Origin of the sequence: Erwinia wuhanensis (assembly GCF_030484085.1) — a bacterium.
Classification (GTDB): domain Bacteria; phylum Pseudomonadota; class Gammaproteobacteria; order Enterobacterales; family Enterobacteriaceae; genus Erwinia; species Erwinia aeris.
Map to the genome: position 1 here is coordinate 37,673 of NZ_JAUJUH010000012.1, position 24,991 is coordinate 62,663.

Consider the following 24,991-nt stretch of genomic DNA (forward strand, 5'->3'; position numbering starts at 1 on the left):
GTGCACGGCCGAAAGGCCCGTAAGCGGAGGCATAAATGAACGCGCTGTCATAAGCATGGATCGGGGAAGCTACGAAGAAAATTCATCAGTTGATAAGTCTGGTTCTGGAAACTGACCCATTATTTCCTTATCAGGCTGGTGCCCATTTATTATCTCTTACCAGTGCGGTGTTGTCAGATGACAGCCAGTGGAAGGCGCGGAGGTTTAAAGGATCTTCAGCCGGGAGGGAGAGCGAGGGGGAGCCATTGTCTGTAACATCAGCAGGTGCGGAGAAGATTAAACAAATATTTTCGACGGTTTGTACTGCTCAGCATAAAGAAGTCTGTCAGGAAAAATCTGTGTCACAGCGTGGTCCTGGCAGCCCACGCTATGATCCTGTAAATATTTTTCCTGGCCCGAAGGCTTATATATTGCAAATCCAGAACCGGCGTTAATTTTTAGCCAGAACGTTCTTATCGTCTTCATCATAATTAAATGATATCCGGGCACCGTGTTCGTTCGGCAACCTGCGCGCTTCCAGAAATACCGATTTCCAGTAAACGTTATCCAGTGACGATCGCATTACGCCACGGCTGGCCGAAGCGTGAAGGAAATGCCGGTCCGTATCATAAAAGCCTACGTGCATCTGCCGGTTAATACGGAAAAAGACCAGGTCGCCAGGCTGCAAACGATCGGGCTGGATACGTTTTCCCATATGGATCAGCTGGCTGGTGGTGACTCGCTTCATGGGTAAATTGAACCGGTCTTTAAGGGTTCGCCAGACAAAGCCCGAACAGTCCACGCCGGAGAGTTCCGTACCGCCCCACTGGTAAGGCGTCCCTTCCCATGCGTACATCTGGTCATGTAATGCCGCGATAACCGGAATAAGATCGGGTTCGCCAGCGCGATGGGTGGTATCGGGACTATTATCGTTCGCTTCATCGGGCTTATGGGAAGAACAGCCCGCCACAATCATCAGCGCCAAAACCGTTATCGTGCGAAGGGGGAGTAATGGTGGCATCTTTTCCTGTCCGGCTCCTGAATTTTAGCCCTGAATAACGGGGTAAATAACGGTTAAATTTGGCTTAATATCATCGGTTCGTTATTGTTATAAATCATTCGTTTTTACTTAAATTTACAGCGATTTATTTCCGATAAATATTATCACACAGGGGTACTAATTTTCGCTCAGTAAAGTTATCTGAAAAAATTGCTGCCGACACAGACAAGCAGCCTTAACGGCTGCTGTGACAAAACTACTCGTTGCCCCACTGATTAAGAAACGAGGCGATATCATCGATACGGCTCTCGTTGATACCGGCTTCTTTAGCCATCTCTTTCTGCGCGTCTTCACCGATCTCTTCATTATTTGATAAGCGATCGAGCAGCAGCTGGAAATAGTGCGCCAGGGATTTACGCTCTGCCTCAGCCACGGGTGCTGCGCATTCTGTCGAATACTCATCCACGATGTCGTAGTATTTAAGCGGGATTTCATCGTTCATAAGCTACTCCAGATATTTAATTTAACGTCAATTTTAGCTGCTTTCTGCATCGTCCGGGCCGATTTCATTACTGCTGTCAGACGACAAATGTAAGAATGGCATCACCAGGCACCGGCCCGGCCTTAAAGATTGCTAAGATTAACACGTAGCATCCTGTTTTATCTCAATAATTTTACTGCATTCGTCCAGCCTGTACACCGGCATTGACTGGCCGACACAAGGGCAACGTTGCGCGATCGGCTCCGGTTTCAGGCCCGGCATTGGATATCCTCTTGAGAGGCGTCATGACCCGCCGTGCACGCAGTCAAAGGACAGAAGAAAAGCGTCGGGGATGGTTTATCGGTTGCATAGCGAGCCAGCCGGGAGCGGCTTTTTAGCCTGCTCCCGGGGCTCTCCTCTTCAGACGCGGAAGGTATCCACCATTCCTCTCAGGGCATGAACCTGCTCCGCCAGCGATTGAGAAGCGGTCGTGGACTCCTCTACCAGCGCGGCGTTGCTCTGGGTTACGCCGTCCATCTGGCCCACGGCCACGGTCACCTGAGAAATGCCCTGCATCTGCTCGTTTGAAGCCAGCGCGATTTCATCCATTGCCTCAGCCAGCTCGCTGACCTTCCCGGTCACGCTCATGATATTTTCCGCAGTGCCGTCGGCCACTACCACGCCAGCCTCCACCATGGTCACCGCGTTTTCAATCAGGCCTTTGATGTCCCGCGCTGCCGTCGCGCTACGCTGCGCCAGCGTGCGGACCTCGCTGGCCACCACGGCAAATCCCCGCCCCTGTTCGCCAGCGCGTGCGGCTTCAACCGCCGCATTCAGCGCCAGAATATTCGTCTGGAAGGCAATGCTCTCAATGGTGCCGGTAATATCGCGAACCTTCGCCGCGCTGGCAGAGATATCGGCCATCGTTTCGGTCATCTGGCGCACGTTTTTTTCACCGTCACGGACAAGCGCGGCCGCCTCCCGCGCCGATCCAGCCGTATAAGTGGCGCCCGCCGTGTTGCTTTTCACCGTCGCGGTTAACTCTTCCATGCTTGCGGCCGTTTCCTGCAGCGCAGCTGCCTGCTGTTCAGTACGGGCCGAGAGTTCGGTATTCCCTCTGGCGATTTCATCAGAGGCAAGGGCTACGGAAGCCGAAGCGTCCTTAATCCTCGATACCAGTTCGCCCAGGCGATTCTGCATTCGGGCGAGCGATGCCAGCATGCTGGTATTATCGCCGGGACGAAGCATGACCTGAGACGTCAGGTCACCGTCGGCTATCGCTGCCGCCAGTACCTGCGCCTGCGCCGGTTCACCGCCCAGCTGGCGCATCAGGATCCGTATAGTCATGAAACCGGTGCCGCCAGCAAGCAGCACAGATACCAGCACCAGGCCGACCAACAGAAGCCCGGCGCGACGGCTTTGATCGCTGCTGCTTTCCACGGCGCTGCGGGCATTTTGCATCTGCACCTCTGTCAGGGTATTGAGGGCTTCCTGCAGCGACCGCTGCGCCGGGCGAGAGACGGTCATCAGGTAAGTCACGGTCTCCTGCTGCAGATTCTGCAATCCAAGCTGACCTGCCTTTTCAAAGCTTGCCAGCGCCGGTCCTTCTCTTTCCACTATTTTCCGGTATGCCTCCCGGCCCGCCGGTACCGAATCCGTTTCCATCAGCCGACCCAGCTCCTCACGGTTTTTGAGGAACAGACGTTTCTGGGTCTGCACGCGGTCCCATTCGGGCGCCATTTCCTTCGGGTCGGTCAGCAACGCCAGGTTTCTTACCGCGATAGACAAATCACGTACGCTGGCGCGCATATCCAGCGCAAGCTGGAACTTTTTCATTTTGACGTTTACCACGTCACCCATATCGTCCCGGGCGTGGTTAAGAGCATTGATAGCCACGCCGGCGCAAATGACCAGCAGCAGTACCATGAGGCCGAAGCCTCCGACAATACGGGTTGAAACTTTCATGGGAGAATACCGAAAGGCAGATGATTACTGTTTGTATCGTCATCGTGAAGAAACTCTTGAGAGTACCGATTAAATTATGTGGTGTATTTCACAATGCGCAGGTAAAGGTTGCAGACAGGGAGCGCTGAATGATCCGGGATGAACAGGAGATAGCTGGGAGACGTCCTGGCAGGGAATAACGTTGCTGAATACGGTATTTATCACTCAGTCCGGCTGGCATGGCCCAATCCGGACTGAGTTTTCAGAAAATTAGCTGGTCAGCAAGGTTACCTGGCCAAAATTTCTCTACGAACGATTTCTGCGCCGGCGCTGAGGGCATTCAGCTTGCCCCTTGCTACCTGACGGGATAAAGGCACCATGCCGCAATTGGTGGAAGGATAAAGCTTGTCGGCATCGACAAACTGGAGCGCTTTACGTAGCGTATTGGCTACTTCTTCGGGCGTCTCAACGGCATTGGTCGCCACATCGATAGCCCCAACCATCACCTTTTTGCCGCGGATCAGTTCGATAAGATCCATTGGTACATGAGAGTTCTGGCATTCCAGCGAAATGATATCGATAGCCGACGTTTTCAGCTTAGGGAAAACCTCTTCATACTGTCGCCACTCTGAACCCAGCGTTTTTTTCCAGTCCGTATTGGCTTTAATGCCGTAGCCATAGCAAATATGCACGGCGGTTTCACATTTAAGCCCTTCGATGGCTTTTTCCAGCGCGGCAATTCCCCAGTCGTTAACCTCATCAAAAAAGACATTAAAAGCCGGCTCGTCAAACTGGATAATATCGACACCGGCCGCCTCTAACTCTCTGGCTTCCTGATTAAGAATTTTGGCAAATTCCCAGGCCAGCTTTTCGCGGCTTTTATAATGGCTGTCGTAAAGCGTATCGATCATGGTCATAGGGCCGGGCAAGGCCCATTTAATAGGCTGTTGGGTTTGCTGACGTAAAAATTTAGCATCTTCAACAAATACGGGCTTTTGCCGGGTCACCTCGCCCACGACCGTAGGAACGCTCGCATCATAGCGATCGCGGATTTTGACGATCTGACGTTTTTCAAAATCCACGCCGCTGAGGTGCTCAATAAACGTCGTGACAAAATGCTGGCGCGTTTGCTCGCCATCGCTGACGATATCAATGCCTGCCTGCAGCTGATCGTCAAGGCACAGGCGAAGGGCATCCTGCTTGCCCTCAATCAGTTCCCGATCCTGCAATTTCCAGGGTGACCAGAGCGTCTCCGGCTGCGCAAGCCAGGAAGGTTTAGGTAAGCTGCCAGCAGTGGATGTCGGTAAAAGCTTTTTCATAAAAGATGACCTTATATTTTCGGTTTATCAAAGAGCGGAATTGGCAGACCACTGCTCAAGAATAGTCTGGTAGGGTTTAATGAAGTGCTCTTCAGTAAACCTGCCCTGCTCAACAGCCAGCTGGCTGCGCTCTTCTCGATCATAAACAATTCGGGTTAACGAATAATCCTGGTGTGTCAGGTTGGGCTGATACAATGCCCCTGCGGCGGAATTAGCATTGTAAATCTCAGGCCGGTAAATTTTTTGGAAGGTTTCCATCGTGCTGATCGTGCTGATTAGCTCAAGATTGGTGTAATCACTGAGCAAATCACCATGAAAATAAAAGGCCAAAGGCGCAACGCTGTTGGGCGGCATGAAATAGCGCGCCTGCAGCCCCATTTTGGCAAAATAGATATCGGTCAGAGAAGGCTCATCCTGCTGATATTCAAAGCCCAGTACAGGATGCTGATTAGTCGTGCGGCAATAGGTGTTTTTAGTGGAAACGCTCAGGCATATCACAGGCGCTTTATTAAAATTTTCCGTGTAGGCCGCTGAATTAACGAAGCGTTTAAATATATTACCATGCAGCTTGCCAAAATCTTCGGGGATAGTAAATTCGGGCTGGCTTTTATTGTGCTCCGGCAGCCAGACGCTAAAGTCGTAATCGCGTACGTAAGAGGAAAAGTTATTGCCTACGATACCATCGATACGTTCACTGGTGCTTTTATCAATAATGGTAGGTTTTAATATTTCAATCACCGGAAAGGCATTGCCTTTCACTTCAACGTTTAACTCAGCGGAAATAATTTCAAGCTCAACGGAATAGCGATCCGCTTTGGGATTATCCCAGTGCGCCAGCGCATTGAAGCGATTATCAATCATCACTAAAGCGTTACGCAGATTCTCCTGACGTCTCTCACCTCTCGCCAGATTGGCAAAGTTGGTGGTGATGCGCGTACTCCCGGAGGGGTTATAGTTTTCGTCGAAACGAAGGCTTTTAATGGTAAAGGTAAACGCTTTGTTCATGGCCGTCTGGTATCCTGGTTTGTTATAAATCTGATTTATTTGTTGCCTTTCAGGGCATCCCAGATTTCATATTATCTAAAGTTATTAACAATCCATACTTTATGCCTGAGTCGCTGGTTGAGGAAAAGTGATTTGTTTTCAATGAACATGAACCTTCTTCATGATCAAAACTGAGACAGGACTACCGTTGCGCAAAGATCCCTGTCAAAGAGGATGCACAGCTGGCAGCCGGGTGGCGGCCCGCTAAGCATGTACCGCATTTTTTCTGGTTCACCTTCTTCTCGCTGCCGCCCTGGAGAGAAACAGAGCGTTTCCGTGTGCAAGCTACAATATGGGGCATGGTAATAAGCAAAAAACCTTCCTGTCGGCCGGTCTGCGAGCCAGGCATCCAGCCTTCATTAAGGCGATATCCAGGCAATGGGGAAGAGCAAACATGCAAAAAGTAACGATTGTTGCAGTGGCCTGCGCGCTGTGAAGCGGAAAGCTTACTGCTACAGATAACGCTGGATAACGTTATTGCGCAGATCCATCACATTGGCAGCACGTCAGTACCGGGTTTAGCTGCTATACCCGTTATAGATATATTGCTGGAAGTGGCCAGCCGGGCAGCTTAAACGCTTTTTATAATTCCACCAGTGTAACAAAAGGCCCTCTTCGACAGCGTGACCCTGTAATTATGTTTAAACTGGGTTATTACATAAAACGCATGCCCAAACAGGAGATCCCCGATGAAAGCAATACAGCTTAAAGCCCCCGGCGGCCTGGATAACATTATCGTGTCAGATATTGACGATCCGGGCAGGCCCGGCAAAGGTGAAATTCGGGTTGCGATTAAAGCCAGCTCGCTAAACTTTCATGATTTAATCGTCGCAACCGGGCAGTTTCCTACTGAAGATGGACGGATCCTGCTGTCAGATGGTGCGGGAATAGTAGAGGAGGTTGGAGAAGGCGTTGAAGCGTTTAAAGCAGGCGAACACGTGGTTTCTACATTTTTTCCCAACTGGCTGGCCGGCAAGCCTGTACCCACCGTGGGCGGCTTTGCGCACACGCCCGGCGACGGTGTTGATGGCATGGCCAGTGAATACGTTGTACGTTCGGAAAACGCCTTTACCCATGCGCCGAAGGGGTGGAGCCATACAGAGTCAGCCACCATCACCACCTCGGCTTTGACGGCCTGGCGGGCGCTGGTAACAGACGGGCACCTTAAGGCAGGAGAAACGGTGCTGGTTCAGGGAACCGGCGGCGTCTCCGTCGCTGCTTTACAGATAGCTAAAGCAATGGGGGCCAAAGTCATTGCTACCTCATCCTCCGATGAAAAGCTCGCCTTTGTGCGCGAACTGGGCGCTGATGAAACTATCAATTACAGAACAACGCCTGCATGGGGAGATAAAGTTCTTGAGCTGACCCAGGGGTTTGGCGTAGACCATGTGGTCGAAGTAGGCGGACCGGCAACCCTGAATGAATCCCTGAAATCGATCAAGGTAGGCGGTCATATTGCGCAGATTGGTATCCTTTCAGGCGATGAGGCTGCCTTGTCTGTCCTTTCCCTTCTGGCGAAGCAGGTGCAAATTAAAGGCGTGATTGTGGCAAGCCGCCAGGATCAGTGTGATTTTGTTAAAGCCCTTGAGATAATGAACAAGAAGCCGGTAATCGATCGTGTTTTTAAATATGAGGAGCTTGGCGAGGCTTTCTCTTATCAGCAAAGCGGCGCTCACGTGGGTAAAATCTGCGTTGAATGGTGACGTTTCTGGCCGTAAGGAAGCCATTTCCTTACGGCCGTCGCCTGAAACACTGACTGATGCCGTGAATAACCGCGCGTTGGCGCAGGCAGTCAGGCTACTGCGGGCGCTCTAGATGTATAACAGGCTTGCCGCCACGCGCGTGCGGTTAACGGCATAATTTTTTCTTGCGTTACTTTACCCAGGCTTCAGTAGCCCGAAAGATGCGGTGGCTGCCACTCTGGCGCCTTAGCGGACACAGAGGCAGGGCAAGAAGCGCCTGCCAGCTGGGTGAGTTGAAGCAAAAGAGAGTATTGTGGCAGGTTTAAAATATTATCACCCAAGCTCAAGCAGCAGCAGGCCTGCCGTAATCATAAGCAAGCCAGCGCAAGCTTTGCGACCAGGAGGTTGCCTGAAAATAATCCATCCGGACAGTGCGGTTAAAAGAATGCCGCAGCCTCCCCATATGGCATACGCAGTGGCCATCTCCAGGCCTTTCAAGGCCTGCGCTAACGCAGTAAAGGATGCAAGAATAAGCAGTATGCCCACTGCGCCCGGGATCTTTTTGGCCATACCGGCCGAAAGCTGAAGAAAGACGTTAGCCGTTACTTCAAGCAGGATGGCTATCGCAAGATAGTAATAGGGGATAAATATCGACATTTATTCATTCTGCGCGTTTTCTGCGATATTAACGACTACAACGCCCCCCAGCAACAGGCCAATTCCCGTAAGCTGAAGTACGCTCAGATGCTCTCTGAAGAAGAAGCTGCCAATAACGGCTATCGCGAGCAGACCCAGTGATTCCCAGGTTGCGTAAGCTACCGCAAGTGAGATTTTTTTCAGCGCAAGCGCCATAAAAGTAAAAGACAAACCGATGGCGAAATACATAAACAACATGCCCGTAAGATTGCCTTGCGTCGAATATAATTTCATCAATATAACGCTGCTTACTTCAGACACTATTGCCATTAAAAGAAAAAACCAGGCCCGGGGCACATAGACTCCATATTGTGGTGATTTGAATCCAGCTCGCTAGTGTACACCGCAACGGCACGCTGAGGGCATATCCCTAAAAATTATAAATCAGACACAGGACGAAAGGTTATTCAGCAGAAACGGCGAACGTGATAACAATTTTTTATTGAGCATGAGCAACGATGCATGCTTCGGGCATTCTGCGTTTGCTATTGGCGACCTGGCGCCGATCACAGATGGTGAGCCTGATAAACAAATGCTTGAAGTTTTACGGCAAAAACACATTACGGTGCTTTAGCAGGATGATGAATTGCTTCAGGTTGATTACGGGGTGTATCCGTACAGAAGGCCAGATATGGCGCACACAGGGCCTTTGAGGTTATTTTTTCCGATGGTGATGGTTGATAAAGGAACAAAATAAACTTTCCAACCACTTTAATAGTCCTCACCAATATGAACAAAGAAAGCCATGTATATTTCCGGTCATAAACATACTCATAATCAGCCTCCTGTCAGTGACTCACCTTCCAGTAATACGTCTGCAGATGAAAGTCGCCTGACAGCGGGCGCGGCCTCCGCCCGTGACAGCGAACCGCCTACAGAGCCCTCCTCTGAGGCGAAACAGCACGGTCATCATCCGGAAGCAGACAAGGGGATTTCCGGCAACAGAAAGTTGCTTGTGGGATACAAAGATGCACTGTCCCGTAGCATGGTGGAAGGCGATAAAAAACATCTGGCCAGGTTTGACAATAATCTCCGTCCCCCATCGGTTTTGCTGCCGCGCGCAGCCTCGTCACCAGATGTCATTCATGACAGCGATGTCCTGAATGATTTTCGCAGACAGGCTTCTGAGCGTGGAAGACGTTATGGTGCCAGTGCAAAGACCGTTGGGAAAAATCAGGAAGCCTGGATCGATAAAAAAACAGGGAAGGGAATACTCAGCGGCACACTCTGGCCCCATGATGAAGCGGTATGGAACACCATACCGGATATCAAAAATCAGCCTTCCGCTGTATTCATGCCGGGTTATGCCGTGGGCGATCGGTATTCTGCCATTCTGACAATGCTGACGTATCCGGAAATGAAGCTCACCATCGGCTACAGCGAGAAGCAACCGGTACTGCCTGCTGAAAAAAAATACGCCATGGAAGCATTTGAAATCATTACGGATGCCCTGAAAAAGTCTGGCGTGAGTCAGGAAAATATCAACAAACGGCTTTCCGTAGTGCGCTATGACGGTGAAACCCCGCTGAACCACATTAGCGGCAGTTTTAACGATCCGGAGAACCGGAAAAATTTCACCACGGTACTGGGAGAAAAATCCGCCATTTGTGAACCACAGAATGCCTCACCCGACAGCCATCTCTTCCATATCTCCGCAACGACGGTAATGATGGCAAAACACTGGGAAGACAATGATGATCCGGTGCGTTCCGGCGCTGAAATCAGAAAGCTGGTTTATGGCCTGGTTAATGAAGAGGCCCGGGCAGAGCTTGACAGCCTTGTTGACAGCACGATTAAGGAAACGGGCCTGAAAGATAACTCCGTCTTATTATGGAAAACAAACAAGCCATTTGAGACGCCGGTTCGTGACGCCGCCTCTGCCCGTCAGAAAGAGGCGTTTGCCAATCCCCGTATGTTTGAGCTTATCCACGCTGCGCTGGAAAAGCAGGGAACGCCGGTAGCCTATATCGGGGACGGCTTCCGAAATGAGTACAAAAATCGCATTGAAGATCGCCATCCCTGGGAAAATCGCAGTACGCCCGACCTCAGCAAATTCTGGCATAAATCTGCGCTTCTGAAAGAGCGTGTCAATCAGTGGTATTTTCTTGATCGGATAATGCAGAAATCAAACGGGAAAGCCTTCATCGGCGTGCGCAGCGGCGCGCTTGAACCGCTGAGTCTGTTAGGGCATAACGTCGTTTACCTTGAACCTAAATCCCTGTTCACGCCTGAACGCCATGCTCCCTGGCAGGGACGTATCCCCTATAACCGTCTGATTACAGAGGCATCAGCGGGGTATATTGATAATGACACGGAGGTGGAGCTGAAGAATCTGGGTAAGGAAATTGTTGCTGACAACCTGAGGGCCAAACTTTCTCTTGGGCCGGGTGACGGCGATCGGCAAGCCCTTGTCAAAAGCCTGTCGGAAAATAATCTTGCTGGCAGGGAGAAAATTGACCGGCATGACCGCATTGAAAATAATATCGCACAAGGCATTCTTTCACCGGCAGAGCTCAGCCTGATGTTGCGTATGGTCGAAACCGGCCAGCCTGCGCATTTACTTATGGACAGTGAGAAAAGCGGATAGCCGTCATCTTTTATTTGCCGGGTCTTATAAGCAGGCTGACTGCTGAGCTGCCGACGTAAAGTGATGACGGCGCAGCTCGATCGGCCTGTGTGTACCCGTATACGGGACGGCCAGAATATAAGCCTGCCGAAAGTTAGTAAACAGGCGTGAAATCAACTGCGTATTGACAAAAACGCTACCTGAGCTCGCCGAAATAGCCCTCGTCGGCTTTTTTCAGCAGTTCGTCCACAATAATCCGGACTTTCGGAATGAGATGGCGCGTCCGGGGCCAGACTACGCTAAGCGCAACCGGAACCGGCATGTGATCGGCCATGATGGTAACAAGATGGCCGGCGGTGATATGGCTGCCCACCATCGACTCCGGAAACTGCGCAATCCCCGCCCCTGCCAGACAGGCCAGCAGCATGGCATCGCCGTCGCTTATCTGATGCGCCGTACCGGATATAAACTTTATTTCCCGCTCTGCCACCGGACGTAGCCGCCAGGCAAGGGGCGCCCCGCGCCGGAAGCCCATTATGCAGCGGTGCTTTTTCAGCGCTTCAATGTCGTCAGGCACGCCGTGTTGTTCAAGATAACCGGGGGACGCGCACAGGAAAAGACGCTGCCGGCTCAGGCGCCGGGCAATCAGCTCATCCGTGCTCTGCAGTTCGCCCAGGCGCAGCACCAGATCCACCCCCTCCTCAACCGGATCGATAAGACGGTCATTAAAGGTCAGCGCCAGCCGCAAAGCCGGATAGCGGGCTGTCAGCTCCAGCAGTATCGGCATCATCAGGTTGCGACCAAATGATGCCGGCATATCGATACGAACCGTGCCCGCAGGGTTGTCCTGACGTCTGCTGAGCATGTTTTCAGCAGAGTCCAGGATTTCCAGCGCCGACAGGCAGCTTGTCAGATAGGCTTCTCCATCGCTGGTCAGGCTCAGTTTACGGGTTGAACGGTGGAACAGCCGTGTACCCAGCCTTTCCTCCAGCCTTGCCACGCTCTTGCCGACCGCGGATTTTGTGATGCCCAGCTGCTCTGCGGCCTCGGTAAAACTGCTCGATTTTGCCGTGATAACAAAATTCGTGATCCCCCGCAGGGATTCGGCCGTTAATTCGGTAGACATAAAGTTTACTCACTGGCGACTTATAGCGTGTTTATCGATGTTTAATTCTATACCAGACTGAAGTCAGCATATAAACACACGACCGGCCACGGCCGGAAAATTCGTCTGAACCAGGAAATCGTTATGTCACAGGCAAAACCCCTTACGTTCGTGTCCCTGCTGGGCAGCCTTCGGGCAGGGTCTTTCAATGCGGTTGTGGCGCGAAATCTTGCTGCGCTGGCGCCGCCAGGCGTGGACATCAGCCCGCTCGGCTCTGTGGGCGATATCCCGCACTATGATGCCGATCTGCAAGCCCAGGGATTTCCCGAGACGGTGATGGCAATGGGCAAAGCGATCTCGGCAGCGGACGCGCTGATTATCGTCACGCCTGAATATAACTATTCCGTGCCGGGTGCCCTTAAAAATGCCCTGGACTGGCTTTCACGCCTGTCCGACACGCCGGTTGCCGGCAAACCCGTCGCCATACTGACGGCCTCGCCCGGTGCCATAGGCGGCGCCCGGGCACAATATCATCTGCGTCAGATCCTGGTCTTTCTGGACGGCAGCGTCCTGAACAAGCCTGAAGTGATGATTAGCCAGGCTTCATCCCGGCTCGATCCGCAAAGCTGCACCATAACGGATGCGGATACCCGCAGCCTGATTGCGGCTCAGCTCAGCGCGCTGGCAGAAATGGCGGCAAAGCAAAGCTGAGCAACACCTTTACCCTGTCTGTAAAATCTTCGGAGGAAATTATGTCTACCGGCACCGTTCGCGGTATGGACCATGTTGGCATCACCGTTTCTGATATTGAAGAAGCAACCCGCTTCTTTTCAGAAGCTTTTGGGGCTGAAGTTATCTACGACTCCGTGTCGCCCTCGGACGACGACGTGAAAGGCGAAGAGACGGAAAGTATCCTGAACCTGTTTCCGGGAACCAGAATCACCACGGTCAGGATGATGAAACTACAGCACGGCCCCGGCCTTGAGCTGTTTGAAATGCAGGGGCCGGAGCAGCATCAGCCCGTACGGCCCAGCGATTACGGCATCCAGCATTTTGCCGTTTACGTTGATGACATTAACGAAGCCATCGGCCTGTTTGAGCGTGCCGGCGGGAAAATGTTTACGTCTCCGCAGCCGCTGATGTTTCCGACCGAGGCAGGAGACAATAACTTTTTCTGCTACGGCCGGACGCCCTGGGGCAGCGTAATTGAATTAATCTCACTGCCCTCCAGGCTTCCCTATGAAGAAAGTACTTCCCTGCGACGCTGGAAGCCGTAAATATCGTGGTTGCGCAGGCCTGACTTTTTCTAAAAGCCAATAACGGGGGCAATTCACCGTTGCCCCGACTCCCGCCGCATCTCTCTGCTGAGTGCTTTTAAGGTCTGTCAGCGCCTCTTGACGCAGCCTGGCCGCGCTGGCTGTCGCCACGCGCGGTCAGCAGGCAGGCGGGCAAAAAGGGATCGGGCCAGCGCATAAGTTATCTTATTTAATAGCAGCATAAGTGCGCCCTTCTCTGAGCCATGCCCCAAAAAATAGGCAATCAAGGCGCAAGGCTTCTCAGCACCAGCGCAGCCAGGCGGCTGGCATCTTCTTTGGCCGTATCAAGGGCGGCCTGCAGCTGCACCGGATCGGCGTAGGGCCTGAGCACCAGATAAACAGCGGCAGCCGTTTCGTCCAGCGGCGTTTTACGCTCAAACTCTCCCGCCTCGCGCCCCTCGCGCAGAATGGCAACGGTGGTTTCGCGCAGCCAGGCTTCATACCGCTCTGCCGACGACCAGCGATCGCGCGAAGCCGCAGCAGCGATATCAAAAAGGCGGCGTTCCCGAAAAAACAGCTCGCTCCCCGCCACCGTAAGCGTCTGAAAAAGGCACTGCATTTTCTCCGTGGCCGAAGGCGCCTCTTCCAGCGCGGCGTTCAGACGTTGGGTTATCTGCGTAAGGCAGCTGGCGCAGATGACTTCACCTATCTCCTGTTTTGAACTGAAGAACTTATAGATATACGCCTTGGAGAAGCCCACCGAGCGAGCCAGATCGGACACGGTGGTTTTCTCAAAGCCGTAATGGCTGAAGTACTCCATGGCGGCATTGACAATCTGGTCACGAAGGGTGTGATCGGACGGGCCGCGCGTGGCGGCAGGAAGTTTTTGTTCAGTCATTTTTTTTAGCTTCGCTCAGTGAGCTCCCGTTAACGAAATGTGACCGCAATATAGTCTGGTCACCATTTTAACGCACATCGGGCCCGCTTAGTGTTTTTCCGGCACTGACGTTGTACGCGCTGTGCAACTGTGCCGTCATGCTTCACCAGCCTACACCGGGCTGCGCATGTTTTTGCGCAGGGCAATGAGATCCACCTGCCACTGATTTAATTTATTGTAAAGCGCAGTGCGTGAAATTCCCAGAAGCCGGGCCGACTGACGCATATTTCCCTTATTTGCACTCAACACCTCGAGCACGTGCTGGCGCTCTTTTTCATGCAGCGAAGCCTGCCCGGACGCTGGCTGAGCAACAGGATCTCCCTGTCGCATCTCCTCGGGCAGATCCTGCTGGCTGATTTCCATCCCCTCGCATAAATTCACCATCCGTTCGACCAGGTTTTCCAGCTCGCGCACGTTGCCGGGCCATTGCCAGGCCTGTAAACAGGCCATCGCCTGCGGTGAAACAGCCGGGGCGATGCGCTTCAGCCGGTTACAAAGCGCCTGAATGAAAGTATTTACCAGGCCCGGAATGTCTTCACGCCGCTCGCGTAGCGGGGGAATATTGAGGGAAACAACATTGAGGCGATAGTACAGATCGCGGCGGAAAGCGCCTTTCTCCACGGCATCGGACAAATTACAGTGGGTAGCGGCAATAATACGGACGTTGACCTTAAGAGGATGCGCGGCGCCAATACGCACCACTTCGCTTTCCTGGATCACCCGAAGCAGGCTGGTTTGTGCTTCCAGCGGCATTTCGCCAATTTCGTCGAGAAACAGCGTTCCGCCGTCGGCAAGCTCAAATTTTCCGGCCGATCCGCCTCGCCGCGAGCCGGTAAATGCGCCATCAGCGTAGCCAAACAGCTCGCTCTGTACCAGATCCCGCGGCAGCGCGCCACAGTTCAGCGCCACGAAAGGCTCCTGCTGGCGCGGGCCGGCATTATGGATCGCCTGGGCAAACAGCTCCTTACCCGTGCCGCTTTCACCCGTCAACAGCACGGTGCTGTCGGTGCGGCTACTGGCCCTTGCCTGCTGAATAGCCTGCTGCAGCGGCAGCGAATAGCCGCGGATCATATCGAACGTATAGCTGGCGCTCACGCCCATCACCCGCCGGGTAATGGCGCGGATACGCTGGTTTTCGCGCAGAGACAATACGCGCCCGCCGTCAGGCGCGGGCATCAGTGAAACCAGGCAGGAGACCGGCTCTTTGCCGCCGGGCATAAAAAGCAGCTCGCGATCGTTACAGAAAGGCAGGCTGAGCAGCGAGACGTCCTGCGGACGCAGCAGCGCATCAATGGATCCCGCTTCCGGATCGAGGCCACAAAAAATCTGGCGGGCATAGCGATTAAGCGTTTTGATGCTGCCGTGGCGGTCACAGACGATTACCCCTTCATTCAGCGTTTCCAGGATAGATTGCTGCTCGGCGAGCAAATGACGCAGCTGCAGCTGTTGGCCTATCGTCTCCGCCGCTGCCTGAACGGTGCCCAGCGTGTGCGTGTTGAACTTATCCGGCGTGGCGGTAAGCGTCAGTACGCCAGCCAGCTTGCCGTTCTTATCGCGCACCGGCGCGGCGGCGCACTGCCGATGCCTTCTACGCAGATCCAGCTTCCAGTTTTCACCGCTTAACACGTATACCAGCCGCTGTTCGATCAGGCAGCGCGCGGTACAGTTGGTGCCCAGCACCTCCTCACGCAAAATGCTGCCAACGGGCGTCAGATCGGCACCGCAATAATACAAGGTTACCCCGTCAGCATCCGTCAGGTTGATATGGCCGTCCGGATTATAGGCCAGCAGGTTTTCCATAATGCTGCGCGCAACCTGAATCATCTCTGCATTTTGTTCCAGGATAGCGGCCAGTTCGTCTGGCGATGGGGAAATATAGCTGAACGTTTCCGGATCGATATTAAGCGCCCGAGAACGCTGCCAGGAATGCAAAATGCTTTGCCGCATCCAGCCCGGCTGTTTGCCGCCCGTAAAGCTGTGCCAGCCTTGCCACAGCAGGCTGTCCCACTCCGTGACTTCCGTGCTGTCCGGCAGGCTGAAGATAGGATCGCTCTCGTCTTTAAAGGGTAGCCGGCTCAGGTTTTTCATCTACACATCCTTTCAGGTCTGGAATGTCCATTTTATTTACATGTTAAGTTGACATGTAAATTTTGTTTCCAGTTTGTGATCTCTAACTGTGTGGTACTTCACATTACAGGCCCCTACCGGTTGGCATCCCCTTTGCAATACCTCTTACAGACACGTTGAAAGCGTTAAAAGGAAAGGGGTTTTGATGCGTAAACATAATATCCGGTTGATTCTTTTCATCTGTTCCATTGCTTCACTCAGCGGCGTGATCCTTGGCTATGACGCTTCGGTGATCTCCGGCGTAATTGAGCCTTTAACAGAACATCTCAACCTTTCTGCGTGGGAAAGCGGCTGGGCCGTTTCAAACGTTATTCTGGGGTGCGTGGCGGGCGCATGGGGCGTGGGATACGTTTCAGACCGTATCGGGCGCAAGTCCACGTTGATTATTACCGCCGTACTCTTTGTTATTTCCGCCGTGGGATCCGCTCTCGCCCATTCGCTGACGGGTTTTGTGCTCTATCGACTAATTGGCGGGCTGGCGGTAGGAATGGCGTCAGCGATTACCCCTCTCTATATCGCGGAAATCTCCCCCAAGGACTGGCGCGGCCGTATGCTTGGCCTGCAGCAAATGCTGATGGTTGGCGGCCAGGTCACGGTGTATATCGTTAACTATCTGATTGCGCGCGGTATGCCGCATGCCTGGATCGTCAGCGAGGGCTGGCGCTGGATGCTGGCTTCCGGCGTGGTGCCCTGCGCGCTGTTCCTGCTGCTGGTGCCGTTGATGCCGGAATCTCCCCGCTGGCTGGCGCTGAAAGGTAAAACGGATCGCGCTCGCCAGGTGCTGACCCGCCTGTCCAACGCGCAACACGCCGAGCGTTTACTCACGGAAATTCTGGCTTCTTCTCAGGACGCACCTGCCCAGTCCAGCCAACGCGGCATCCTGCGCGACCCGCGTGCACGCTACATTTTGCTGACAGGCTGCGCGATCGCCATTTTGCAGCAGGTTTCCGGTATCAATATCCTGCTTTATTACGCGCCGTCCCTGCTGCAGAACATTACCGGCAGCACCCAGGATTCGCTGTTCCAGAGCATTTTTCTGGGCGTGGCGCTGCTGGCGGGCGTGGCAGTCTGTCTGAGCACCATCGACCGCTTTGGCCGGAAGCCGCTGCTGCGCTGGGGCGCAATAGGATGCGCGCTGTGCCTGATGTTCACCTCATGGGCGTTTATCGCGCAGATTGACGGCATGCTGCCGGTGATTGGGCTGGTGGCCTTCGTTCTGATTTTCGGGCTGTCGTGGAGTCTTGGCGCGTGGCTGCTAATTTCAGAGATTTTCCCTAATCGCATGCGCGCCGTGGCGATGGGGTTCTCCTTCTCTTCCATGTATGTGGCGAATTTTATCGTCACGCAAAGCTTCCCCATGATGAACCGCAGCGCCCTGTTGATGACGCATTTCCACGGCGCTTTTCCGCTGATGCTGTGCACGGTGGGATGCCTGGTAGCGTTCTGGTTCGTACAGCGCTTCCTGCCGGAAACGCGTGGCGTCTCTCTTGAACATATCGAACCGCTGATGCTTTCCAAATCCCGCCGCTTCGCAGCCAGGGCGACGCGGCCCGCTGAACAATCTTCCCTGCCCGACTGGGCAAACACTAAATAATAAGGAGTGCTGTGATGATGAAAACTGTACGAGTGGGACTTATCGGTGCAGGAAGGATGGGCAGTTTCCATGCTGAAAACCTTGCCTGGCGCGTGCCGGGCGCGACGCTGGCGGCCGTAGCCGATCCGCAGCCCGGCGCGGCGGAAAAGCTGGCGCAAAAGCTCGGCGTGGCAAAAGCCTACAGCGATCTTCATGCGCTGTTGCAGGACCCGGACATTGACGCCATTGCTATTGCTGCCCCCGCACGTACTCATGCTGAATGGGTCATAGCGGCCGCCAGCGCGGGAAAACACGTCTTTTGCGAAAAGCCGATGGCGGTAACCCTTGAGGAAGCGGACCGTGCGATCGCGGCGGCCAGCCATGCCGGTGTGGTATTGCAGGTCGGCTTTAACCGTCGTTTTGACGGCGGCTTTGCCGCTGCGATTGCGGCGGTGAAATCGGGCGTGAACGGCACGACTCAGTTAAGCCGTTCGGTCACTCGCGATCCGGCCTTGCGCGATCCGGCCCCCATCCCGCAGTGGACCATTTTTCTTGAAACGCTTATCCATGATTTCGATACGCTGCTGCATTTTAACCCCGGCGCAAAACCGGTGGAGGTTTACGCATTGGCCGACGCGCTGGTGCGTCCGGATTTTAAAGACAAAGGCCTGCTGGACACCTCTGTAGTGACTATCCGCTTTGACAATGGCGCCATCGCGACGGCGGAAGCCAATTTTCAGGCGGTCTATGGCTATGACGTCCGCGGTGAAGTCTTTGGCAGCAAAGGCATGCTGCAGGCGGGCAATATCAACGCTACCAACTGCGTGCGCTATCACGAGGGCGGCATTGTTATTGAAACTTCCCGCATGGATTCCGAGCTGCTGCGTGAAGCCTATGTGACGGAGATGGCCGAATTTGCGCGCTGTATCCGCACCGGCGAAACGCCGCGTGCTACGGGCAAAGATGCGCGTAACGCGCTCGAAATTGCGCTGGCCTGCATTGAATCAGTTAAACAATGTCAGCCCGTCAAACTGGACGCACGCTAATGAACAGCTATCAGCTTTCCGTTTGCGCCGAAATGGTCTTCCTCGATCTGCCGTTTGTGGAGCGGGTAAAGCGTATTCATGCGCTGGGGTTTGGTGTCGAAATCTGGGGATGGGCCGGTAAAGACATTGATGCGCTGGCCGCCACCGGCGCGCGCTTCACCTCCATGACAGGCTATCTCAGCGGTAATCTGACCGATGACGACGATATCCGGCAGCTGCTGCAAAGCGCTGAAGCCTCGCTGGCGATCGCAGAGCGGCTACGGTGTCCGGCTTTAAATCTTCACGGAACCGGTCTGGATGACAAAGGATTACCGGTAAAACCGGTCGAGGTGGTGACTGGTGCGATGTGGCTTAAGGCTGTGGAAACCTTACGTCAGCTGGCGCGAATGGGCGAACGCGCCGGACGAATATTTACGCTGGAAAACCTCAATCTGCCCGTTGACCATCCGGGAACGCCGTTTGCGTTGGCGGCCGATACGCTGGCGCTGGTCAGCGCCGTTAACAGCCCCGCGCTGAAAATGAATCTCGACCTGTATCACGCACAGATCGGCGAAGGCAACCTGATTGAGCTGATCCGTAAAAGCCAGAAACATATCGGTGAGATTCAGGTAGCTGACGTACCGGGCCGTAAAGAGCCCGGCACCGGTGAGATCAATTACAAGGCGGTGGCGCGAGCGCTTCGGGAGATTGACTATCACGGCACGGTCGCGCTGGAAGGCTGGGCATCGGATGATTCGGCAGCGGCGCTGGAGGCCTTCCGCGAGGTCTTTACGCAGTAGTTTTCGCGGTAACTGGCGCTCTGTGAGCGCCTTTTACTCAAAAATTGCGATATGCTCACCTCCTGCCCGTGCAGAGGCTTTAACGGCGCCGCAAGCTGCGTAATCCCAGCCAGGCCACGGCAGCAACGCCCAGAATGGTCAATCCGGGGTTGTTGACGTTCAGATTAAGCGCACGCTGCTCCGCTTTTTCATCAAAACGGCCGTGACTGCGGTGCAGTCCTTCGACGGACTGATGCAGGTTATCCGGCCGGCCAGCGACCTCCGGCTCCTCGGTAATCTGGCCGCTCCAGCCCTGTTTTGCCATCATACGATCCAGCAGGCCCGGGAACAGCATATTGCCCACGATGGACTGGAATGTGGAACGCCCGACCCACACTTCCCGCGGCGCATGGCGCGCGGCTTTAAGAATGGCTCTGGCGGCGACCTCCGGCTGGAAAATGGGCGGCATAGGCTGAACGGTGTTGCCCATTTTGTTACGCGACCAGTCAAACTGAGGGGTATTAACGCCCGGCAGATGCACCATAGTCAGCCGAATCGAACTGTTGTTATGCAGCAGCTCGCTGCGCAGCGAATCCGTAAAGCCCCTGATTGCCGCTTTGGCCGCGCAGTAAGCGGACTGTAGCGGAACCGAACGATAAGCGAGCGCTGAGCCTACCTGTACGATAATCCCCTCGTCACGTTCCCCCATCAGCGTTAGCGCAGTACGGGTGCCGTGAACGCAGCCCAGATAGGTCACATCGGTGACGCGCTGGAATTCTTCGTCAGTAATTTGCGTAACGGGCGCCAGCACGGTCAGCATGGCTGCGTTAACCCAGACGTTGATCGGACCAAGTTCGGCTTCGATTTTACGACCGGCCGCCAACAGCGCGCCGCCGTCTGCCACATCTACTGCCGCGCCCGATGCCTGTACACCAAACAGTTTTAACTCTTCAATAGTCTCTTTTACGCTTTGTTCACTACGGCCAATCACCGCTACCGCATAGCCTGCTTCAGCAAAGGCCTGTGCGCTGGCGCGTCCTACGCCAGAAGTCCCACCTGTAATTACCGCTACTTTTTCCTGCAACATATCTGGCCCTCATAAACCGCTGCGTCACAGCCGTCTGATAAATAAAAAATGATAAACGCACGAATTTTCGTTAACAGAGTATGGCAGGCTGCTGAAAAATAGCTGGTTGATTGCAGAACAGGGATCAATAAATGGAAGGAACGCCTGCTGTCCTGCCGCATTGTGCGCACGAAGATGACTGTAGTCAGCGAGCTCCCGAGAGCAGTCCATCTCGAGCGATATAAAGCATTAATATCATTTCGTAGGTGACCAACCGCCGCTCTCAGAATGAAGAAAACGCCCTTCCTGGTTTCTGCCGGGCAGTTTCCGCTTAACCACTGAAGCGAGTAAAAAGGCGTAAACTTTTGACCACTGCGGAAAGTAATAAACCACTATGGGGAGTAATAACCACTATAGTGAGTAAAACGGCGGTAAAAATGTATCCACTCTGGTGAGCGTGACCTTTAATAGCGAGGCGTACAGCGTGTCTGGCTAGAGTCATGTTTTGGTAAAGCCAGGCAGGAAGGTATTTGAGCCTGACTTGTTTAACGCTGGCTCAACAACCACTGTAATGAGATCCGCCTCTCATTACAGTGGTTGCTTATCCGACATAACGGTGACTTACAGGAGCAAACTGACGCTCATCGCAGTGGTTGCTGGCGCTTTTGCTCTCCACAGTGGTTACGGTTTTTTACCGCTACGGATCTTTTCTAACAGTTCCAGCTCTTCTCGCGAAAGCATAACCATTTCGCCCTGGGGTACGGTTTCCTCAATCTCGTCCTCAGGCAAATCGGGCAGGCCAAGCGGGATTTCTGCCGGTCTGAGCTTTGGCCGCCGGTAGTGGATGACGAAATAGACGATTTTGCCTCGCTTAATCTCTGTGTAGTCCAGGTAGCCGATCTCCCTCAGCTGCTCCATCGCTTTACGGACGGTCGCGTTTTGCGTGATGGTACGCGAAGTGAGGTTCAGGCGAGCGCGCAGGCGGGCCATGGATATGGGCGCTGGTGAAGGCGGCAGGCTTTCGATAAAAGTATAAAGGGCCTGTGCAGACTCTTTACGGGACAGCTCGTTGATGGCTCTGAGCTGAAGAAGCACCTTTTTATCGAACTGATAGAGCTCAAAAATCTTGGGATCGGCCTGGAGAGTAACACTGTCGGTTTTAGTGCTGTATTTGGCTGACTGCACCAGATGCGTGACGTAATACTCCCCTTCTTTGTTGCTGAACTGAATAGTATTGGTCGCAATGCGGGTCAGGGAAGCATCCAGACGGCTTCTCAGCTTCGCTGAAGAGCGTACAGAAGGGATGCCGCACAGTTTAGCGAAATCGACGAACGGCAGCGTTACGCTGTCTCCCAGCACCTTATATTTGGCAAAGGCATGGATAATGCCGACCCAGGTTTTGAAATCGTTATCCATATCAAGCCGGGCACCGGTTATCCTGATATTTTCGTACCCTTCGGATTTAACGATCGACAGCTGTTTCAGCTCGTCAGTGACATCCATGGTCGACATCTGGTTTTTTCTGCCCCGCGCCGTCGATTTAAGCGTGGGTACAAACAGCCCAAGCCGCATCAGCGCCACCGGCTGAACGGTATTGTTACTGTTAGGAGTCAGGTTGATAACCTCTCCCGTCTTCTTGTCCGTTTCACAAAAAGCTGCATCTATCTGACTGATTTCTTGTTCTTTTTTCGGCATTTTACAAACCCGTGATATGAACAAGCGATATTCGCCGTTACTGGTTACAGTGGATACTAACACTCACCGTAGTGGTCAGGCTACTTGCTATAGTGGATTTATTACTCTCTACAGTAGTTGTTTTACTTACCACAGTGGTTAACGATCCCTTCTCAGGCCAGTTACGGCAGGCCTTGCGAAGCGCGGGGATCTTTATGGGTCTTTCTGGTTCTTTATATGATCTGTTATTGGATCGAACCAGTGGATAAAAAATCTTATTTTCAGGAGCCTGTGGATAGCTATGGGTTAAAGCTGTGTCCGGATAATACAAAGGTTCAGCAAACCCGCTACAGGCAATGCTACAGCGGCAACTGCTTAATCATCAGTTATCTACAGGCAAATTGGCATGATACTCACTACAGTGGTTTTTAACTACTGTCCAGCGTGGATGTTTTACTCGTTATAGCGGTTATTTAGCTTATTACAGTGGTTATTTTGCTCACCACAGTGGATAGTAACCCCCTTCCAGGACAGGCCAGATAAGGGCTGAGCGACTCCGGGGATCTCTTAGGGATCTTAGAAGGATCTATTCAGGATCGATTGATTGGATCTGGCCTGTGAATAATAAGGAAAAACTGGCTATCACTATTGGTATACTACGCCTCTTACCACCTTTTGATGTTCGATATCAAAACTAAGACCGCAACATGGTCTGACTGATTTGAAAAAAATAGATAAGTGCTTTCAACTGGCAGCGACTTTTCACATATGCAAGGGGATCACAGCGGATAAAATGTACTAATTAACATTGGCTTTAGTTGCACATTAAGGCACCGCTAAAAAAGCAATATATGCATTGAGAGAACCCATGCCACAATAATCAGCTACGCTGACAATACTTCCCATGCCAGGATTTTAACCTTGCGCCCGGGAAACCAGACTCTCGTTTTTAATGCGTTATGCCCTGACTGACCGCCTCTGGCTAACCGCTTGTGACTAAAAGCTTATATTGCGGTTTGCTGAATAAACGAGAATTCAAAAAACAGGGTCTGATATACGCTCAACATGGGGAAGGCTTATGATTGTTGTGGATTCACTGGAAGCAGGCAAAGGCAACTGGATCAACAAGCCCGATAACTACTCACTGGAAAATGGAAAACTACAGTTAACTACCGCGCTCAACACGGATTTCTGGCGTCAAACCTATTACGGTTTTCAGCGGCATACCGGACATGCGTATGGATTTTACGTGGAGAACGACTTTACCCTTCAGGTAAAAATCATGGCGAATTTCTGCCATCTGTATGACCAGGCAGGTATTTTTTTGCAGGATGACGAACATCATTGGGTTAAAGCTGGGATTGAATTTAATGACGATCTGTCATCTATAGGGTGCGTGGTTACGCGTAAAACCTCTGACTGGTCAACCGGTCTTTTTCCCGGCGATCCGCAAACTTTCTGGATGCGCGCTACGCTGGAAAACGAGGCCTTAAGGATCCAGTATTCGACAGATAGTAAAAAATGGCCGTTGCTGAGGCTATGTCACTGGCCAGATATAAAAAAACGTTTTATCGGCGTGATGGGCTGCACCCCGGAGAGAGAAGGGCTTGAAATAACATTTGACGAGTTCAGGCTCGGGCCTCCTTTGAGCAAATCGCTTCACGATTTGACATGAATTCGTATCAGGATCCCGGCAAAAAGGCCATAACTTTGTTCAGGCTATAAGAGGCGAACAGGAAAAGCTTACGCTAAGGCTGCAAGCATTTGCATTTAATGCAGGGTATCAAGTATTTCTTGGCTTAATGTTTGCCATTCTTTCTACCCTGGTCCGTTTGTGCTTCTGTAGGAAAGGTATCCCACAAATGATTTGAGTTCATTCTGCCGATCCTCCGGATGCAGACGGCAAGACTTACTCTCCGTCGCATCCGGAAGCTATTTCACCAGTCCAAACCCCAGCGGTTTTCTGAATTGCGGTTACTAACAGAACTTTCTACGCACGTTCATCGGATCTCTCTTAATGATATCGAGCTCCCAGAGGTCGTCGTTCAGCAGTTTGCAGGACAGGTTAACCCTGATGGAAACGACATCATAACGAGGCGCATGCTCAACCACTCACTGTTGTGATGGACAACATTGAGCTTGCACCGGAAAGCGTGCCCACTATCGCTAACAACGTAACGCATGGAAAGGCGAAATGCCTTTTTCATCCTCATCACGCATTCGCACCATTGTTTGCCCTACCCTGGATTCAATGATGCCGGTTTACGCCGGATAGCAAATCTTTCTATAGCGCTTCCAGGCCACCTGATTTCAGGTTGAGCGTCAATTAAAATGATTACGTACAATTTTTTTTTGCCTGGCTATTTTTTGTTGTACGTTGGCCGGGTGTCTGTACAATTGATTTTGCTGAGATGCCCGTTCAGGCAAGGGATCATAACCGAGGAATAATGATGAAACGCGATTACGGTGGTGTTGGTACGATAGCTTTGAGAGCAAGTTCTTTACTGCAGGCGATGAGCCGGGATATTGAGGAGCAGCGGAAAGAGTTTAACCTGACAGAGTACCATCAGACTTATACTCGCAATGCAGTGGCAAAGCTACCTAAACTGAGCCGCCGTATCGTCGAACAATCCATGAAAGAAATGGAAGAACAGGGTTATGATTTCAACAAAAAGCAGGTCGGTAACGTTGAACAATATGCATTAACAATTCAAAACGTTATAGATATCTATGCGCAT

At 52.7% G+C, this 24,991-nt stretch carries 21 protein-coding genes and 2 pseudogenes; 11 read left to right on the forward strand and 12 right to left on the reverse strand.

The window, feature by feature from the left end; all coding sequences use genetic code 11:
• Positions 1–89: 89 nt before the first annotated feature.
• Positions 90–434: a hypothetical protein gene (locus tag QZH36_RS21080; protein ID WP_301731057.1), complete on the forward strand. Its 345-nt coding sequence runs from the start codon at positions 90–92 to the stop codon at positions 432–434.
• On the opposite strand, the gene QZH36_RS21085 is transcribed toward QZH36_RS21080, so the two are convergent.
• The 5 genes from QZH36_RS21085 to QZH36_RS21105 all read right to left on the reverse strand — a co-directional run bounded on the left by QZH36_RS21085 (position 431) and on the right by QZH36_RS21105 (position 5,728).
• Complete coding sequence (locus QZH36_RS21085; protein ID WP_253461413.1) at positions 431–1,000, reverse strand: C40 family peptidase; 570 nt, start codon at positions 998–1,000, stop codon at positions 431–433. The genes QZH36_RS21080 and QZH36_RS21085 overlap by 4 nt on opposite strands.
• 235 nt (positions 1,001–1,235) lie before the next feature.
• Positions 1,236–1,481: a YmjA family protein gene (locus QZH36_RS21090; protein WP_253461415.1), complete on the reverse strand. Its 246-nt coding sequence runs from the start codon at positions 1,479–1,481 to the stop codon at positions 1,236–1,238.
• A 399-nt stretch (positions 1,482–1,880) separates the two neighbouring features.
• Positions 1,881–3,425, reverse strand: coding sequence for a methyl-accepting chemotaxis protein (locus tag QZH36_RS21095; RefSeq protein ID WP_301253020.1), 1,545 nt, complete (start codon positions 3,423–3,425; stop codon positions 1,881–1,883).
• A gap of 266 nt (positions 3,426–3,691) precedes the next feature.
• Positions 3,692–4,723 carry a methionine synthase gene (locus tag QZH36_RS21100; protein WP_253461419.1) on the reverse strand — a complete coding sequence of 344 codons (1,032 nt, stop codon included), beginning with the start codon at positions 4,721–4,723 and terminating at the stop codon, positions 3,692–3,694.
• A 27-nt stretch (positions 4,724–4,750) separates the two neighbouring features.
• Positions 4,751–5,728 carry a DUF1852 domain-containing protein gene (locus QZH36_RS21105; protein ID WP_253461421.1) on the reverse strand — a complete coding sequence of 326 codons (978 nt, stop codon included), beginning with the start codon at positions 5,726–5,728 and terminating at the stop codon, positions 4,751–4,753.
• 449 nt (positions 5,729–6,177) lie between these two features.
• Here QZH36_RS21105 and QZH36_RS21110 point away from each other — a divergent pair.
• Positions 6,178–6,330, forward strand: a pseudogene (locus tag QZH36_RS21110) (GrpB family protein); the annotation flags it as partial.
• 126 nt (positions 6,331–6,456) lie between these two features.
• Positions 6,457–7,470 (forward strand): zinc-dependent alcohol dehydrogenase family protein, encoded by a 1,014-nt coding sequence (locus QZH36_RS21115; protein ID WP_301731059.1) that lies wholly within the window; start codon positions 6,457–6,459, stop codon positions 7,468–7,470.
• A 312-nt stretch (positions 7,471–7,782) separates the two neighbouring features.
• Here QZH36_RS21115 and QZH36_RS21120 read toward each other — a convergent pair whose 3' ends face one another.
• Positions 7,783–8,106 carry an SMR family transporter gene (locus QZH36_RS21120; protein ID WP_301731060.1) on the reverse strand — a complete coding sequence of 108 codons (324 nt, stop codon included), beginning with the start codon at positions 8,104–8,106 and terminating at the stop codon, positions 7,783–7,785.
• Positions 8,107–8,442, reverse strand: coding sequence for a DMT family transporter (locus QZH36_RS21125; protein ID WP_301253023.1), 336 nt, complete (start codon positions 8,440–8,442; stop codon positions 8,107–8,109). It lies immediately after the preceding gene.
• Positions 8,443–8,890: 448 nt separating this feature from the next.
• On the opposite strand from QZH36_RS21125, the gene QZH36_RS21130 reads away from it, so the two are divergent.
• The gene (locus tag QZH36_RS21130) at positions 8,891–10,732 is read left to right on the forward strand and encodes a hypothetical protein (protein WP_301731061.1); all 1,842 of its coding nucleotides are present in this window, start codon (positions 8,891–8,893) and stop codon (positions 10,730–10,732) included.
• A gap of 175 nt (positions 10,733–10,907) precedes the next feature.
• On the opposite strand, the gene QZH36_RS21135 is transcribed toward QZH36_RS21130, so the two are convergent.
• Positions 10,908–11,837 carry a LysR family transcriptional regulator gene (locus QZH36_RS21135; protein WP_253461429.1) on the reverse strand — a complete coding sequence of 310 codons (930 nt, stop codon included), beginning with the start codon at positions 11,835–11,837 and terminating at the stop codon, positions 10,908–10,910.
• Between the two features lie 123 nt (positions 11,838–11,960).
• Here QZH36_RS21135 and QZH36_RS21140 point away from each other — a divergent pair, with 123 nt between their 5' ends.
• Positions 11,961–12,527 carry an NADPH-dependent FMN reductase gene (locus QZH36_RS21140; protein ID WP_301731062.1) on the forward strand — a complete coding sequence of 189 codons (567 nt, stop codon included), beginning with the start codon at positions 11,961–11,963 and terminating at the stop codon, positions 12,525–12,527.
• 41 nt (positions 12,528–12,568) lie between these two features.
• A complete protein-coding gene (locus QZH36_RS21145; protein ID WP_253461432.1) occupies positions 12,569–13,093 on the forward strand; it encodes a VOC family protein in 525 nt (174 codons plus the stop codon).
• A 262-nt stretch (positions 13,094–13,355) separates the two neighbouring features.
• Here the strand turns inward: QZH36_RS21145 and QZH36_RS21150 are convergent, their stop codons facing one another.
• Complete coding sequence (locus tag QZH36_RS21150; protein WP_253461434.1) at positions 13,356–13,970, reverse strand: TetR/AcrR family transcriptional regulator; 615 nt, start codon at positions 13,968–13,970, stop codon at positions 13,356–13,358.
• A 150-nt stretch (positions 13,971–14,120) separates the two neighbouring features.
• Entirely contained in the window at positions 14,121–16,097 is a 1,977-nt protein-coding gene (locus QZH36_RS21155; protein ID WP_301731064.1) for a sigma-54-dependent Fis family transcriptional regulator, read from the reverse strand.
• 184 nt (positions 16,098–16,281) lie between these two features.
• Here QZH36_RS21155 and QZH36_RS21160 point away from each other — a divergent pair, with 184 nt between their 5' ends.
• The 3 genes from QZH36_RS21160 to QZH36_RS21170 are packed head-to-tail and all read left to right on the forward strand — an operon-like array spanning position 16,282 to position 19,534.
• A complete protein-coding gene (locus QZH36_RS21160) occupies positions 16,282–17,730 on the forward strand; it encodes a sugar porter family MFS transporter (protein WP_301731065.1) in 1,449 nt (482 codons plus the stop codon).
• A gap of 14 nt (positions 17,731–17,744) precedes the next feature.
• Positions 17,745–18,755, forward strand: a complete 1,011-nt coding sequence (locus tag QZH36_RS21165) for a Gfo/Idh/MocA family oxidoreductase (protein ID WP_301731068.1) — start codon at positions 17,745–17,747, stop codon at positions 18,753–18,755.
• Complete coding sequence (locus QZH36_RS21170) at positions 18,755–19,534, forward strand: TIM barrel protein (protein ID WP_301253030.1); 780 nt, start codon at positions 18,755–18,757, stop codon at positions 19,532–19,534. The genes QZH36_RS21165 and QZH36_RS21170 overlap by 1 nt, the downstream gene beginning before the upstream one ends.
• A 79-nt stretch (positions 19,535–19,613) precedes the next feature.
• On the opposite strand, the gene QZH36_RS21175 is transcribed toward QZH36_RS21170, so the two are convergent.
• Positions 19,614–20,600, reverse strand: a complete 987-nt coding sequence (locus QZH36_RS21175; protein ID WP_253461358.1) for an SDR family oxidoreductase — start codon at positions 20,598–20,600, stop codon at positions 19,614–19,616.
• A gap of 660 nt (positions 20,601–21,260) precedes the next feature.
• Entirely contained in the window at positions 21,261–22,274 is a 1,014-nt protein-coding gene (locus QZH36_RS21180) for a RepB family plasmid replication initiator protein (RefSeq protein WP_301253031.1), read from the reverse strand.
• A gap of 1,057 nt (positions 22,275–23,331) precedes the next feature.
• On the opposite strand from QZH36_RS21180, the gene QZH36_RS21185 reads away from it, so the two are divergent.
• A complete protein-coding gene (locus tag QZH36_RS21185; RefSeq protein ID WP_253461362.1) occupies positions 23,332–23,928 on the forward strand; it encodes a DUF1349 domain-containing protein in 597 nt (198 codons plus the stop codon).
• Between the two features lie 775 nt (positions 23,929–24,703).
• A pseudogene (locus QZH36_RS21190) lies at positions 24,704–24,991 on the forward strand (AAA family ATPase); the annotation flags it as partial.